Annotated in this window: 14 protein-coding genes; 4 read left to right on the top strand and 10 right to left on the bottom strand. The window is 54.1% G+C overall.

The genetic code is table 11. The annotated features are described in order from the left end of the window. Positions 1 to 33 precede the first annotated feature (33 nt). From CAP31_RS02955 to msrA, 8 genes are all read right to left on the bottom strand, one after another. Positions 34 to 2,754, bottom strand: a complete 2,721-nt coding sequence (locus CAP31_RS02955; RefSeq protein WP_189836633.1) for a FimV/HubP family polar landmark protein — start codon at positions 2,752 to 2,754, stop codon at positions 34 to 36. A gap of 74 nt (positions 2,755 to 2,828) precedes the next feature. Next, entirely contained in the window at positions 2,829 to 3,848 is a 1,020-nt protein-coding gene (locus CAP31_RS02950; protein ID WP_087446169.1) for an aspartate-semialdehyde dehydrogenase, read from the bottom strand. Next, complete coding sequence (asd, locus tag CAP31_RS02945; RefSeq protein ID WP_087446168.1) at positions 3,845 to 4,960, bottom strand: aspartate-semialdehyde dehydrogenase; 1,116 nt, start codon at positions 4,958 to 4,960, stop codon at positions 3,845 to 3,847. Before asd ends, CAP31_RS02950 begins: the two co-directional genes overlap by 4 nt. Before the next feature lie 15 nt (positions 4,961 to 4,975). Further along, a complete protein-coding gene (gene leuB, locus CAP31_RS02940) occupies positions 4,976 to 6,040 on the bottom strand; it encodes a 3-isopropylmalate dehydrogenase (protein WP_087446167.1) in 1,065 nt (354 codons plus the stop codon). 15 nt (positions 6,041 to 6,055) lie between these two features. After that, entirely contained in the window at positions 6,056 to 6,694 is a 639-nt protein-coding gene (gene leuD, locus CAP31_RS02935; protein ID WP_087448232.1) for a 3-isopropylmalate dehydratase small subunit, read from the bottom strand. Between the two features lie 67 nt (positions 6,695 to 6,761). Then, positions 6,762 to 8,165 carry a 3-isopropylmalate dehydratase large subunit gene (gene leuC, locus CAP31_RS02930; RefSeq protein WP_087446166.1) on the bottom strand — a complete coding sequence of 468 codons (1,404 nt, stop codon included), beginning with the start codon at positions 8,163 to 8,165 and terminating at the stop codon, positions 6,762 to 6,764. 62 nt (positions 8,166 to 8,227) lie between these two features. Beyond that, entirely contained in the window at positions 8,228 to 9,382 is a 1,155-nt protein-coding gene (locus CAP31_RS02925; RefSeq protein WP_087446165.1) for an MFS transporter, read from the bottom strand. After that, on the bottom strand, positions 9,375 to 9,926 hold the full coding sequence (msrA, locus tag CAP31_RS02920) for a peptide-methionine (S)-S-oxide reductase MsrA (protein WP_087446164.1): 552 nt from the start codon (positions 9,924 to 9,926) through the stop codon (positions 9,375 to 9,377). The genes CAP31_RS02925 and msrA overlap by 8 nt, the downstream gene beginning before the upstream one ends. A gap of 83 nt (positions 9,927 to 10,009) precedes the next feature. Here msrA and CAP31_RS02915 point away from each other — a divergent pair, with 83 nt between their 5' ends. Genes CAP31_RS02915 through CAP31_RS02900 form a run of 4 tightly spaced genes read left to right on the top strand, consistent with a single transcriptional unit; the run spans position 10,010 to position 12,575 of the window. Further along, complete coding sequence (locus CAP31_RS02915; protein WP_087446163.1) at positions 10,010 to 10,426, top strand: hypothetical protein; 417 nt, start codon at positions 10,010 to 10,012, stop codon at positions 10,424 to 10,426. 1 nt (position 10,427) lies between these two features. Continuing rightward, a complete protein-coding gene (gene nth, locus CAP31_RS02910) occupies positions 10,428 to 11,069 on the top strand; it encodes an endonuclease III (protein ID WP_087446162.1) in 642 nt (213 codons plus the stop codon). Next, the gene (locus CAP31_RS02905; RefSeq protein ID WP_087446161.1) at positions 11,066 to 12,154 is read left to right on the top strand and encodes an FIST C-terminal domain-containing protein; all 1,089 of its coding nucleotides are present in this window, start codon (positions 11,066 to 11,068) and stop codon (positions 12,152 to 12,154) included. Before nth ends, CAP31_RS02905 begins: the two co-directional genes overlap by 4 nt. After that, the gene (locus CAP31_RS02900; RefSeq protein ID WP_369802431.1) at positions 12,144 to 12,575 is read left to right on the top strand and encodes a DUF1841 family protein; all 432 of its coding nucleotides are present in this window, start codon (positions 12,144 to 12,146) and stop codon (positions 12,573 to 12,575) included. The genes CAP31_RS02905 and CAP31_RS02900 overlap by 11 nt, the downstream gene beginning before the upstream one ends. 41 nt (positions 12,576 to 12,616) lie before the next feature. Here CAP31_RS02900 and CAP31_RS02895 read toward each other — a convergent pair whose 3' ends face one another. Next, on the bottom strand, positions 12,617 to 12,910 hold the full coding sequence (locus tag CAP31_RS02895; protein ID WP_087446160.1) for a DUF2818 family protein: 294 nt from the start codon (positions 12,908 to 12,910) through the stop codon (positions 12,617 to 12,619). Next, positions 12,907 to 14,352, bottom strand: coding sequence for an NADH-quinone oxidoreductase subunit NuoN (nuoN, locus tag CAP31_RS02890; RefSeq protein ID WP_087446159.1), 1,446 nt, complete (start codon positions 14,350 to 14,352; stop codon positions 12,907 to 12,909). The genes CAP31_RS02895 and nuoN overlap by 4 nt, the downstream gene beginning before the upstream one ends. Positions 14,353 to 14,357 lie beyond the last annotated feature (5 nt).

Genomic DNA, 14,357 nt, shown 5'->3' with positions numbered 1-14,357 from the left:
TAGGACGCCGGGAAGTTGATATGTCGTTTATCATCAACCCAATTGATTTAACAAGTCCTGGGCGCTCGCCTGCTGCTGAGCATTCCCCTCTTTAATCACTTCCTGCAGAATTTCACGCGCATTCTCATGATCACCCATTTCCTGGTAAACCTGCGCCAAATCCAGTTTGGTTTTCACCTCCTGCTCTACGTCACTGAGTGTCGTTTCCGCAGCATCGGCCGGTTCGTCAAAATTCAGATTTATACCAGAGAAATCCAGGTTCATTGGCGCATCAGCAGGCTCGACCGCAGGCGCCAACTCTGCAATGGGCGCCAATTCCTCATGCTGATCGATATCTGTTTTATCCAGATCAAAATCGAAGTTCAGCATGTCGTCATGGACAACCGTTTCTGCCTGCATCGCCGGCTCTTCATGCACCGGCTCAGGTACGGCAACAGGCTCGGCAGCCTCCGGCATTTCCTGCGGCTCGAAATTCAGACTGAAATCCAAACCCGCAAACGTATCGGCAACCGGTTCTGCCGTTGCTTTGTCTTCCTCAGACTCATTAGCTTCTGCAGCCATCTGCTCGGCAGGTAACGTATCAACAGCCTGCAACTCGGTCATGTCTGCATCAACGGGCGTCTCTTCTTCGTGCCCCGTTGCTGGAGCTGGCATCAGTTCGGTATCGAAATCCAGCGCAGTTGGGAAATCCATATCCTGATCGGCAGAGGTCGGGGACACATTTTGCGCGGTTACCGTTTCTTCAGGTTCATCTGCAGTAACAAATTCATCCAGGGCAACTGCTGCTACCGCCCCCCCTGCTGCAACGGCTGCAGGCACTTCAGCGTCATGCTTGACCGCTGCACCAGGTTGACCGCCATACAGCGGATTATTCGGGTCCAGTTTGCGGCCTAACTCGGCGGCTTTCTCCCAGAGTGGCGTATTTTCCCCGCCGAGCGCCGAATACAATTCGGTTGCAATCGATTCAAATGCAGGCAGATTGTTACGTGCCGCATAGATCTCGAGCAATTTCAGTTTGATTTCGTGGCGAACCGGATCTTTAACCATGGCTTCTTTTAGAATCTCTTCGGCCTGAGCGTCGCGCCCGTAAGCCATGTAAACTTCAGCTTCAGCGATTGGATCGACATCATGCGTATCGAGATTGCCTAAACCCGATTGACTGAAATCGGTCAGGAACGAAGTGTTGTTGGTATTGACCGATGCACCGCCTTGCGCGCCATACACAGTGTTAGGCTTGACTTCGACATTGGTCATGATGCTGTTTTCGAATTTAGTCAAACCTTCACGCCGACGACGGCTTTTAGTCATAAAACCCAGCAATGCCAGCAACAACACGCCTACCGCGGCTGCGCCAGCATACAATGGATTGATGACATCGTACCAGTTACCCGTATCGGCAACCGAAGCAGCAGGCTTTGGCTGCGCGACCGGAACCGGCTTTTTAACCGCTTCCGCCGGTTTGGCTGGCGCTGCCTCGGGCTTAACTGTCGGCGGTACAGGAATGGGTGCGGCAGGCGCAGGTTTTTCCGCATTTTTTTGCAACGCTGCCATGGACTGATTTTTCAGTTCAACCAGACGCTGCATATCCTTGATATTCTTTTCCAAGGCAGCGGCACGCTCGTTCGCTTCATTGAGCGCCTTCTGCTTCGCCACTGCTTCATCCTGTGCAGCCTGCTTTTGCTCTGCAGCAGTTGGTTTAGCGGTTTTTACACCATTGGCTGATTTTTGATTCGTAACAGGCGCTTCGCCTTTGGATAATTTGAGCACATCTTGCCCGGGTTTAACTGCAGCAGCCCTGTCTTCCACTTTTGGGGTGATTTTACCGCTGGCCTGCGCCGGTTTTTCTGCTACTGCCGGGGCAGCAGCAACTTCTCCGGCCAATTTCTGCCGATAGTTATGCCAATCCGCAGATTGTAATTTGATTTCGCGCACGGCTTCGGCTTCACTGATAGCGGAAACCTCTTCCTTGGTCGGCACTTTAATAATCTGTCCGACTTTCAGCCGGTTCATATTATTACCCGCGAACGCATGGGTATTCTGGCGATATAAACCCACCAGCATCTGTTCCAGCTTGACACCTTCGGGTTTGGTTTCTTTTGCTATTGCTATCAGAGTTGCACCGCGCTTGATAGGGCCTACCGTCTCCATACCGACTGCACCGGCAGCCGGCGTTTCGCTCTCGGCTTTCGGCATGACGCTGGTCGGGGCCGGTTTTTTTGCGACAGGCTTGGCCTGGCTCACATTCATATCACGCGACGCCGGTTTCGCAGCGCGGGTTGTATCAGCAGATGCGGGCTTGGGCGTTGCTGAAGCATCCCGAGCAACGGTCGCGGGGGTAACAGTCAGATTACGACTGCTCTGATTATTGAACATACCGGGAGGATCAAGCAGCAGGGTATATTCACGCACCATTTGTCCGCTACCCCAGTCCAGTTCAATCAGCATATCGACAAAAGGATCGTTAATAGGCTGATTTGAGGTAACTTTAAGTACTGTATGTCCGTCAGCCTTCTTGTCAACGACAAACTTTACGCCCGATAAGGCGTTATTCATTTCTATGTTGGCATTACGAAAAGCTTCGGCGCTGGCCATCCGCGCCTGCAAATGGCTCAATTCAGTGGGATCGGCAGCAATGACTTCTATTTCGGCATTAAGCGGCTGGCCTAATGCCGAATTAATGGAGAGCTTACCTAAACCCGCACTGTAAGCGGGTGTTTGCGCCAGTAACAGCATCGCGGCTGACAAACAACTCACAATTTTCCTTTTATGCATTGTACCGACCCCTCTGATTCAATTGCCTGTTAGGCATTTCATGTAATTATGAACATCTAAATAAATTCGGCTACCCACTTCTCCGCAATACGTACACTATTCAATGCGGTGCCTGCATGAATATTATCTGCCACCAACCAATAATTCAAACCCAGATCATCACCAATCGCGTCGCGCACCCGGCCTATCAATATCGCATCATTCCCTGCAGTATCAATAGGCGTAGGATATTCGGCATCCTCAGCTGACCCCACAACTGATATCCCATTCACATTTTGCCATATCGCAACCGCAGCATCCGCCGCGAGTTTACGCTGCGTCGCTATCTGCACTGCCTGACCGTGCCCATAGAACACCGGCACCCTGACTGCGGTCGGGTTAATGGCCAAGTTCGGCATGGCCAGCACCTTGCGTGTTTCCTCCACCATCTTCATCTCTTCAGCACTATAACCATTATCCATCAAATCACCAACTTGCGGCAAAATGTTAAAGGAAATGCGTTTAGGATATACGATATTCTCGGTTTCGGTAAGATTAAAAATGGCGCGTGATTGGTCGGCCAATTCGTCTACCCCGGCCTTGCCCGAACCGGATACCGACTGATAAGTGGCGACACTCACTCGCGTCAGCCCGGCTGCATCCATAATCGGCTTCAGACTCAACAGCAGATGCGTGGTTGCCGCGTTCGGACAGGCAATGATTCTGCGGGCCTTATAGTCCGCGATGCATTCACTGTTCACCCCCGCCACCACCAGCGGCACATCCTCTTCCTGACGGAACTGCGGGCTGGTATCGATCACGACACACCCGGCAGCTACCGCGATTGGCGCGAAGTGAGCAGCCGCTTCTGCCCCCGCAGCGAAGATCGCCAACTGCACCTGATTAAAATCGAAGCTTACGGCATCAAGCACAGTGATATCTTTTTGTTTAAACTGCACTTCGTCGCCTACCGAAAGGCTCGGCGAGAGCAGGTACAGCTTTCCGACCGGAAAATCACGTTCAGCCAGCTGCGCCAGCACTGCTTCGCCGATCAGGGTCGTTGGCCCCAGCACGGCGACATTCACCAGCCCGGTCATTGTTCTTCCACCAGAATACGCAACATGCGGCGCAACGGTTCCGCCGCACCCCAGAGCAGCTGATCGCCGACGGTGAATGCGGAAAGGTACTCGCTGCCCATGTAAAGTTTGCGCATCCGCCCCACCGGCACCGTCAGCGTGCCGGTCACCGCTGTAGGCGTCAGATCAGCCATGCTGGCTTCGCGCTGGTTAGGCACCACTTTGACCCAGTCGTTATGTGCGGCAATGATGGCCTCGATTTCATCCATCGGCACATCCTGCATCAGTTTCACGGTCAGCGCCTGGCTGTGGCAGCGCATCGCGCCGATACGCACGCACAAGCCGTCGATATTGACCTGACCGTCGGCCAGCCCCAATATCTTGTTGGTTTCGGCACGCGCTTTCCACTCTTCCTTGCTTTGACCGTTGCCCAGATCCTTGTCGATCCAGGGAATCAGGCTGCCGGCCAGTGGCACACCAAAATTGGCGGTGGGGAAAGCATCGTCGCGCAAGACTCCCGCTACTTCACGATCGATGTCGAGAATGGCGGAAGCAGGGTCATCCAGCAGACCTTTGGCAACCTTGTGCGCTTCGCCCATCTGGTTAAGTAGTTCGCGCATATTCTGTGCGCCTGCGCCGGACGCGGCCTGATAGGTCATTGCACTGATCCAGTCCACCATGTTTTCGCGGAACAGACCGCCCAGCGCCATCAGCATCAGCGACACCGTGCAGTTGCCGCCGATGAAGTCCTTGCCACCCTTGACCAGCGCATCCTTGATCACGTGCTGATTCACCGGATCGAGGATAATCACGCTATCCTTTTCCATGCGCAGCGTCGATGCTGCGTCTATCCAGTAGCCCTTCCATCCGGCTGAACGCAGTTGTCCGAAGATTTCGGTAGTATAGTCGCCGCCCTGGGTAGAAATAATGGCATCCATCGCCTTGAGTTCATCGATATTACGTGCGTCTTTCAACGCGGGAATATCGCGGCCGATATCCGGCCCCTTGCCACCGACTTGCGAGGTGGTAAAAAATACCGGTTCGATCAAATCGAAATCACGCTCTTCGCGCATACGCTGCATCAGCACCGAACCGACCATGCCGCGCCAACCAACCAGACCCACTCGCATCATAATTTCCTACCCTTTTTATAGCGCTGCAACGACGGCATCGCCCATTGCAGCGCAACCGACCTTGGTCGTGCCCGGCGTATAGATATCCGCAGTGCGCAAGCCCTGTGCAATGACCTTTTTCACCGCATTTTCGATACGATCGGCTACGGCATCGTGGCCGAAGGTATAGCGCATCATCATCGCTGCGGACAAAATGGTCGCCAGCGGATTAGCGATGTCTTTGCCTGCGATGTCCGGCGCAGAACCATGAATCGGTTCGTACATACCTTTACGGTTCTCATCCATTGACGCCGAACCCAGCATGCCGATGGAGCCTGTGAGCATGGACGCCTCATCCGACAGAATATCGCCGAAGATATTACCTGTCAGGATCACATCGAATTGCTTGGGATTACGCACCAGCTGCATCGCTGCGTTATCCACGTACATGTGCGATAACGCCACTTCCGGATATTGTTTGGCGGTCTCGATGACGACTTCGCGCCACAGCTCGCTGGTTTCCAGCACATTGGCTTTCTCCACCGAGCACAATTTCCTGCCGCGTTTCATTGCGATCTGGAAACCGATATGCGCCACACGGCGCACTTCGGATTCGGCATAGCGCATGGTGTTATAACCTTCGCGCTCACCGTCCGCATTGACATGGATACCGCGCGGCTGGCCGAAATAAAGGTCCCCGGTCAATTCGCGCACGATCATCAGATCCAGCCCCGATACCACTTCCGGCTTCAGCGTCGACGCATCTGCCAGCTCGGGATACAGCGTAGCCGGACGCAAATTGGCAAACAGATTCAGCTCCTTGCGGATGCGCAGCAAACCTTGCTCTGGTCGCATCGGACGCGGCAAACTGTCGTATTGATAGCCACCTACCGCGCCCAGCAGAATAGCATCTGCGGCGCGAGCCAATTTCAATGTGGCTTCCGGCAGCGGATCACCGGCAGCATCGTAGCCTGCACCGCCGATTGCGGCGTGTTCCATCTCTATCTTCATGCCGTCGCTATTGAGGGCGCGCAGCACTTTCACGGCCTGCTCAGTCACTTCCGGACCTATCCCGTCACCGGGTAAAACAGCTATCTTCATCTCAATCTTTCAATTTTAGGTAAATAACCAGGGGGCAGATTTTCTGCGCTGCGCTTCATAAGCACGAATCTCATTGACGTGCTGCAAGGTCAAGCCAATATCGTCCAGCCCATTCAGCAGGCAATATTTGCGGTGTGCATCGACCTCGAACTTAAAGGTCGTGCCGGCAGGCGTAGTCACGGTTTGCTCGGGCAAGTCGATATGCAGACGATAACCTTCCGCTGCCGCCGTTTCCTTGAACAGCTGATCGACTGCAGCGGCATCCAGCACGATAGGCAGCAATCCGTTCTTGAAGCAGTTGTTATAAAAAATATCGGCGAAGCTCGGCGCAATAATCGCCCGCAGACCGTAATCTTCCAGAGCCCAGGGGGCGTGTTCGCGACTCGAACCGCAGCCGAAATTCTCCCGTGCCAGCAGCACTTGCGCGTTTTGATAACGCGGCTGATTCAGTACGAAATCGGGGTTGAGCGGCCGATTGCTGCAATCCTGCCCCGGTTCGCCGTGATCCAGATAACGCCATTCGTCGAACAGATTCGGGCCGAATCCGCTGCGTTTGATGGATTTCAAGAACTGCTTGGGAATGATCGCATCGGTATCGACGTTCGCCCGATCCAGCGGCACGACCAATCCATCTAAAAGTGTAAATGCTCGCATCAGCTTGCCTTTTTCCATATTACCAACGCAGGTACAGTAATCATCAATGTACGCATGTCAGTTCCTTTCAAAATTCCCGCACATCGACGAAATGCCCTGCCAACGCAGCGGCAGCAGCCATCGTCGGGCTCACCAGATGAGTACGTCCGCCCTGCCCCTGACGCCCTTCAAAATTGCGATTGGAGGTCGAGGCGCAACGCTCACCCGGCTCCAGCCGATCGGCATTCATCGCCAGGCACATCGAGCAGCCCGGATCGCGCCATTCAAACCCGGCAGCAAGAAATATCTGATCCAGCCCTTCCTGTTCCGCCTGCTGTTTTACCAAACCCGAGCCCGGCACCACCATCGCCAATTTGACATTGGCTGCCTTTTTGCGGCCTTTGATCACTGCCGCAGCTTCCCGCAAATCTTCAATCCGCGAATTGGTACACGAACCGATAAACACCTTGTCAACAGCGATCTGCGCAATCGGCGTATTGGCAGTCAAGCCCATGTAAGCGAGCGCTCGCTCCCAGTCGTGGCGCTTGACTTCATTGGGGGCATCTGCGGGGTTCGGCACGCGCCCGGTTACCGCCACCACCATTTCAGGCGAGGTACCCCATGTCACCTGCGGCAGGATTTCTGCGGCATTCAGATTCACCTCGCGATCGAAAACCGCATCGTCATCCGACACCAGTGTGCGCCACCAGGCGACCGCCTGATCCCACATTTCGCCGGTCGGCGCAGACGGACGTCCCTTGACGTAGGCGATGGTTTTTTCATCCACTGCCACCATGCCTGCGCGGGCACCGGCCTCGATCGCCATATTGCACAATGTCATGCGGCCTTCCATGGACAAGCCCCGGATGGCCGAACCGGCAAATTCGATCGCATACCCGGTGCCGCCAGCGGTGCCGATGGTGCCGATAATGGCCAGCGCCACATCCTTGGCGGTCACGCCCTTACCCAGTTCGCCTTCGACGTTTACGCGCATGGCTTTGGATTTTTTGGTCACCAGGCACTGCGTCGCCATCACGTGTTCCACTTCCGAAGTACCGATACCGAATGCCAGCGCACCGAATGCGCCATGCGTACTGGTATGCGAATCGCCGCAGACCACGGTCATTCCGGGCAGCGTCAGCCCTTGCTCCGGCCCGATCACATGCACAATGCCCTGGCGCACATCATTCATTTTGAATTCAACGATGCCAAATTCGGCGCAATTCTGGTCCAGCGTTTCTACCTGCAGACGCGAAACCGGATCGACGATACCTTCGGCGCGATGTGTCGTCGGCACGTTATGATCGGGAACAGCCACCGCCGCATCTGTGCGCCATGGCTTGCGTCCGGCCAGGCGCAGCCCCTCGAAGGCTTGCGGACTGGTCACTTCATGAACCAGATGGCGGTCGATGTACAGCAATGCCGAACCGTCCGCCTCGGTATGCACCAAGTGCGACTGCCAAAGTTTATCGTAAAGCGTTTGCCCACTCATGAATCTGACCAATCTAAATAATCGAACCGGAAATTATACACAGACTGGGGCGAATTGATAAATCAGTCCGCTGTCGCCTCCATCGGTTTTCGCTGCCATAACACCAGGACGAATGCCAGCAGCGTGCAACCGGCCGCGATAGCGAATACCCAGTTTGCGCCCCAGCCATCCCAAATAGCACCCGCATACAAGCCGCCCACCGTTCCGCCCGCACCGTACGTCATGCCATTATAAATACCCTGCCCGCGCGCCTGATTGCGGCCATGGAAGTAGCGATGAATCAATGCCACAGCCGCCAGATGATAAGCACCGAAGGTCGCCGCATGCAGCGTCTGGGCGATCACGATCCAGATCAGATGCTCAACCCCCCACGCTATCATCAGGAATCTGAGCACGGCGATCGCGAAAGTGGCCAGCAACACCCTGACCATGGACACATTCGGTATCCAGCGCGGCAGCCAAAGAAATACCGCTATTTCACAGATAACGCCCAGCGCCCACAGCCATCCCACCATGCTTTTGTTATAACCGTGTTCGACCAGGTAGATGGAATAAAACGCATAATATGGCCCATGCGCGACAGCCATCAAAAAGCAGGCAGCAAGCAAAGCCATTACCTCCGGCTGGCGCACTACCTGCCAGATGGCGACATGAGCCAATGCAGGCCTCGTGCTCTTCACGTCCGGTATCCAGCGTGCCAGCAAGGCTATGCCCAGCATCAGCGCCAACACGACCCAGGGCAAATCGCTGGCCGGCCGGAAATTCAGCCAGTATCCCAGGCCCAGTACCGTGACTATAAATCCTACCGAACCCCATAGCCTGATGCGCCCGTAACGATGGATATGCTCGCCCAGACTGGACAATGTGGTCGCCTCGACCAATGGCAATGAAGCGCTCCAGAAAAAGCTCATGCTCGCCATGACCACAAACAGCCAGACAAAACTGTGACCCCAGAATACGCCGGCGAAGCAGATCAAACTTCCTGCAGCAGCCACCTGCACGATCGCTGCACGCCGTCCGGTATGATCGGATAACCAGCCCCAGATATTGGGAGCAAATATCCGCATCACCTGCAACAATGACATCAGCACACCGATTTGCCATGCGTTGAACTGCAGGGATTTGAGATACAGCCCCCAGTAGGGGGACATCGCGCCGACGAAAGCAAAATAGAAAAAATAAAAACCTGACAAACGCCAGTACGGCAAACTATGCACGCCGCTCTACCCATTGCGGGAAATGCTGTTCGAATTTCGCCACCTTGGGAGCAACGACATACTGGCAATAGGATTGCGCAGGGTGTCTGGCAAAATAATGCTGATGCTCCGCTTCCGCTGGATAAAAACGATCGGCGGGCGTGACTTCGGTCACGATCGGACGTGGCAATTGCGCCTGAAATTCGGCGATGATCTGTTGAGCGATGGCATACTGTTGCGCATCATGATAAAAAATCACAGAACGATACTGGGTGCCGTGGTCATTGCCCTGACGATTCAGAGTAGTGGCATCGTGGATCGTGAAGAACACGCGCAACAAACTGGCAAAATCGACGACGCGCGTGTCAAACTCAATGCGCACGACTTCGGCATGTCCGCTTTGCCCGGTACACACATCCGCATAAGCCGGATCAGGCCACGTACCGCCCATATAACCGGACACGATGCTTTTCACACCCTGCATCTGTTCATATACCGCTTCCAGGCACCAGAAGCAGCCTCCACCCAAAGTTGCTGTCGCAACATATTGATTTGACTCAATCATGGCTAGCACCTCACTGGCATATACCAAACATAAAAAAACAGGTTAAAATGACGGTTTTATCATCATATAAAAGGATGTTAGGCATGTCAGGACACTTCCCTTTCAGCGGCAATACCAACCGCGTCAGCGTATTCGGTTTTTATGAGCGTTACAACCTGAATCCCGCCATGCAGGAAAAATATTATAAATGGTGGTACGACTGGGCGAAGAATTTTGTCATGAACGATCCCGATCTGAAAGCCGTGAAAGGCCAGGAGTTCAATCATTATCCTTACGGCCAGCATTCGCACGTGGACTTCCATCTGCGTCAAGGCACATGGACTACCAGTCTGGTTGATCTGGGCGGCTTTATCAAAGGCTCCATCTTCGGCAAAATGTCCGAAGAAGAAATGCACAAACTGGATGAAGACCATCACAATTTCCTGCATCACCTGGAAGAAGAGGCCAAACAGAGTCCGCGCGCACCTCAACCTGAAATCGGCTGGTTCCGTCATTTCTAATTTGAATGCTTCCCAGCGCCGCGAGATCTTTGCCAGATTCGCGGCGATCAATCCTCACCCCGCTACCGAACTCGAATATTCCAGCACATTTGAATTACTGGTAGCGGTGCTATTGTCCGCTCAAGCCACCGACAAAAGCGTCAATCTCGCCACCCACGTCTTGTTCCGAACTGCCAATACTCCCGAATCGATACTGGCTCTTGGAGAAGAAAAACTGGCCGAGTACATTCAGCGCATAGGCTTATACAAAAGCAAAGCACGACATTTGATTGCGACTTGCCGCCTGCTGATCGAGCAGCACAACAGCGTAGTTCCGCGCGACCGAACCGCACTAGAAGCCCTTCCCGGCGTCGGCCGCAAGACCGCGAACGTCATTCTCAATACCGCATTTGGTGAAGCCGTGATGGCTGTTGACACGCATATTTTCCGCGTATCCAATCGCATTGGCCTCGCCCCCGGCAAAACGGTACTGGAAGTCGAACGCAAATTGATGAAAGCCATCCCGAAAGAATATTTACTCCACGCGCATCATTGGCTAATCTTGCACGGACGTTATACCTGCAAGGCACGCAAACCCGAGTGCCCGCAATGCATTATTACCGATCTGTGCAAATACCCCGATAAAACCGTCAATAACCGATGATAGCCACCGGTCTTGCCACAGGCACAACTGCCGACCCTGACATCGCCGCCAGAGCGGTCGCCCAAGCCATGTCCCGCTTGGCGGTCACCCACGCGAATAGCGTATTGCTGTTCCTGAGCGATGCCTTCGCGCGCGATCCGCAACCTGCCTTGCTCGCTGCGTCTCGGCAGAGCCAGTGCATACAAATAGTCGGCTGCAGTGCAGCCGGCATCTTTACCGAACAGGATTGGGTGCTGGATACCCCCGCGGCAGCGGCCATGATATTCAGCGGCGACCTGAGCCTGACCACGGCACACTCTCCCGAATTAGACGATCTGGTATTGGCCCTGACCGCACCTAATGCGATTAACCGCGGCTGGATCAACGCGCCTGGCCGGCGTTTTGGCGGCGTCGCTGGCAATGCGACCGGACACGGCCTGTTCAAAGTCTGGAACAACGGTAAAATCAATCCGAATAACCGCTGTGAACTTTACATTCAGGGTGCCAGTGGCGAGATCGGCGTTTCCCATGGCATACGAGCATTGACAGCACCGACCGTAGTCACCGCCAGTAACGGGTTCGACGTAATCAGTCTGGGACGGCAGGCAGCATTGAATTTGCTGGCACGTGAACTGCCGCTCGAAGTCAGGGAGCTCGATCACATTCCATTACATCTGATCATGGCAGCCGAGGTTTTCGGCGATCCCGACACGGCGCTGGCAGAGGGCCGTTACCGGCTGATTCCGGTTATTGCCACCAATCCTGACGACCGTTCGGTTACCCTGGCTTCACGCCTGGCCGAGGGCAGTATGATGTTTTGGGCGTTACGCCAACCGCTTGCTGCGGAGCGCAGCATGCGCGTCACGCTGGATCGTACCGAACAAATACTGGGGCATCGCCCTGATTTTGCCATCGTTGCCAGTTCATCCGGCCGCGGCCCCAGTTTCTATGGTGGCGAAGACAAGGATCTGCAAGTAATCACCCGTCTTTATCCGGACATGCCGATGATAGGCTTCTATGGCAACGGGGAAATTGGCTGGCTTAATAACGCCAATCAGTTGCTGGAATATTCAACCGTTTTTGGACTGTTTCATTATGATGTTTAATCCTAGCCGCGAAGATGCAAGACAGTTTTATTTCGAGACCTGGCACAAGCATCAGCAAAAGCTGCCCTTGGTCGGCGCCGAACTGATCGCCATCGACATCATGCTCGCCCACCCTGAATATCACGCATTACTGAGCCAGCCTGAACGCTTTGAGTCTCGCGAATACTCACCGGAGCTGGGGGAAACCAATCCGTTCCTGCATTTGTCCATGCATCTGGCCATACAGGAACAGCTCTCAATCGACCAGCCTGCAGGTATCCGCAAGCACTACCAGGCGCTGCTGCACAAGCATCAGGATGCAATGACTGCACAGCATGAGATCATGGACTGTCTGGCGGAAATGATTTGGCAGGCGCAACGGCAGCAAACCGCGTTTGATCCGGCGATTTATTTTGCCTGCCTGAAGAAGAAAATACGGTAAGTGCTATGCCGACCGTATTTCCCTGATACTGAAGTAACAATTTAACGCCGCCACAAGAAGCGGTACACGAAACCTGGAAATGCGAGCACGATAAACATGCTTGCTGTTACCGCATAAAACTCCCAGTGCTGTTGTTGTGGCGCTCCCGTCTTTTGTTCCAGCAGACGCGCCACAAAACCCACCGCGAAATACAGCACCACCAGCTCCAGTACCCGCCAGGCAAAAGCTTTGTGCCCGGACTTGGGAGCGATGGCGAATGCTATTCGTTCGCTGAAGAACGGCAAATTGGCGGCGACTAACGCCAGTAACAACAAAGCGGTAACGGCTGTATTCATAGCGATTGTTGTATTACGTAGGCACACAAGGCCATCAATGGTTGGGGCAATATACCCAATGCCAGCACGCCCAGACCGTTCGCGCTCATTAACACGCTTACGTCAGCATGCGGCTTAATAGGATGCGCATCAATCGGCTTGTCGAAATACATCAAGCGTACTACACGCAGATAGTAGAACGCACCGATCAGCGAGAACATCACTGCCACGACGGCCAACCAGGTATAGCCTGCGTTAATAACGGCCTGCAGCACTGCCAGTTTGGCATAAAACCCTATCGTCGGCGGTATGCCTGCCAAGGAGAACATGATCAGCAACATCACAAAAGCATACCATGGATTGCGCTGGTTCAAGCCTTTCAAATCCTCCAGTGAATCCGCCTCGAAACCTTGACGTGACAACAGCATGATCATGCCGAAAGAGCCTAGACCCATCAATACATACGTCAGCATGTAAAACATCGCCGAACTGTAGCCATTGATATCGGCAGACAGCAAACCGAGCAGCAGGAAGCCCATGTGAGAAATAGTTGAGTATGCCAGCATGCGCTTGAAGTTGGTCTGCGCAATTGCTGTGATATTGCCGACAGCCATCGACAATACCGCCATGATCACCATCATTTGCTGCCAGTCCGGCGACATGCTTTGCAACCCTTGCGCCAATATGCGCAGAATGAATGCAAACGCAGCGATTTTGGAAGCGGTACCAATAAACAGGGTCACCGCAGTCGGTGCACCGTGGTAGACATCAGGCAGCCACATATGGAACGGTGCGACACCCAGCTTGAACGCCAAACCGGCTACAATGAACACCAGACCGAATACCAGCACCGTGTTGTTGCCGGCATCCGATTGCAGCACTGTGGCAATCCGTGCGATTTCCAGACTGCCCGTTGCACCGTACAGCATGGACATGCCGTACAGCAGCATGCCGGAAGCCAGCGCACCCAGTACGAAATATTTCATAGCGGCTTCGGTTGCGACACCGGAGTCGCGCTGCAGTGCCACCAGCGCGTATAGGGACAGGCTCAGCAATTCAAGGCCCATATACAGCGTCAGCAAATGACTGGCCGAAATCATCACCATCATGCCGAGTGTCGCGAACAGCACCAGCACGAAAAACTCGCCTTGATACATGCCGCGCTCACGAATATATTCCCGCGAATAAACCAGTGTCACAGCCACAGTAAAATACAGCATCAATTTCAGTGTGTCTGCCAGCAGATCATCAACGAACATGCCGTGCATTGCGTAAGCAGTCACGCCAGTTGCAGTGGAAAACGTTATCCAGCCACAGCCCAGCAATGCTGCCAGGCTGAGAATGTAGGTTACATATCGCCGTTCATCACCGAGAAATAGATCCAGTATCAGAATGAAAGAAACCGCCGCCAATAAAAATAGTTCCGGGAGCAGAGGCATCAAATCAGTAAACGCAAAGTTCATCCGTA

It is taken from the genome of Sulfuriferula sp. AH1 (genome assembly GCF_002162035.1).
Taxonomy (GTDB): domain Bacteria; phylum Pseudomonadota; class Gammaproteobacteria; order Burkholderiales; family Sulfuriferulaceae; genus Sulfuriferula.
The sequence above is the reverse complement of the archived record's forward strand: the minus strand, read 5'-3'. Positions and strand labels throughout refer to the sequence as shown.

Excerpts from the sequence above, each read along its gene's own strand:
- CAP31_RS02895 (WP_087446160.1), bottom strand. The coding sequence starts at position 12,910 with ATGAATACAGCCGTTACCGCTTTGTTGTTACTGGCGTTAGTCGCCGCC.
- CAP31_RS02905 (WP_087446161.1), top strand. The coding sequence starts at position 11,066 with ATGATAGCCACCGGTCTTGCCACAGGCACAACTGCCGACCCTGACATC.
- CAP31_RS02900 (WP_369802431.1), top strand. The coding sequence starts at position 12,144 with ATGATGTTTAATCCTAGCCGCGAAGATGCAAGACAGTTTTATTTCGAG.
- asd (WP_087446168.1), bottom strand. The coding sequence starts at position 4,960 with ATGATGCGAGTGGGTCTGGTTGGTTGGCGCGGCATGGTCGGTTCGGTG.
- leuD (WP_087448232.1), bottom strand. The coding sequence starts at position 6,694 with ATGCGAGCATTTACACTTTTAGATGGATTGGTCGTGCCGCTGGATCGG.
- leuC (WP_087446166.1), bottom strand. The coding sequence starts at position 8,165 with ATGAGTGGGCAAACGCTTTACGATAAACTTTGGCAGTCGCACTTGGTG.
- msrA (WP_087446164.1), bottom strand. The coding sequence starts at position 9,926 with ATGATTGAGTCAAATCAATATGTTGCGACAGCAACTTTGGGTGGAGGC.
- nuoN (WP_087446159.1), bottom strand. The coding sequence starts at position 14,352 with ATGAACTTTGCGTTTACTGATTTGATGCCTCTGCTCCCGGAACTATTT.
- CAP31_RS02950 (WP_087446169.1), bottom strand. The coding sequence starts at position 3,848 with ATGACCGGGCTGGTGAATGTCGCCGTGCTGGGGCCAACGACCCTGATC.
- leuB (WP_087446167.1), bottom strand. The coding sequence starts at position 6,040 with ATGAAGATAGCTGTTTTACCCGGTGACGGGATAGGTCCGGAAGTGACT.
- CAP31_RS02915 (WP_087446163.1), top strand. The coding sequence starts at position 10,010 with ATGTCAGGACACTTCCCTTTCAGCGGCAATACCAACCGCGTCAGCGTA.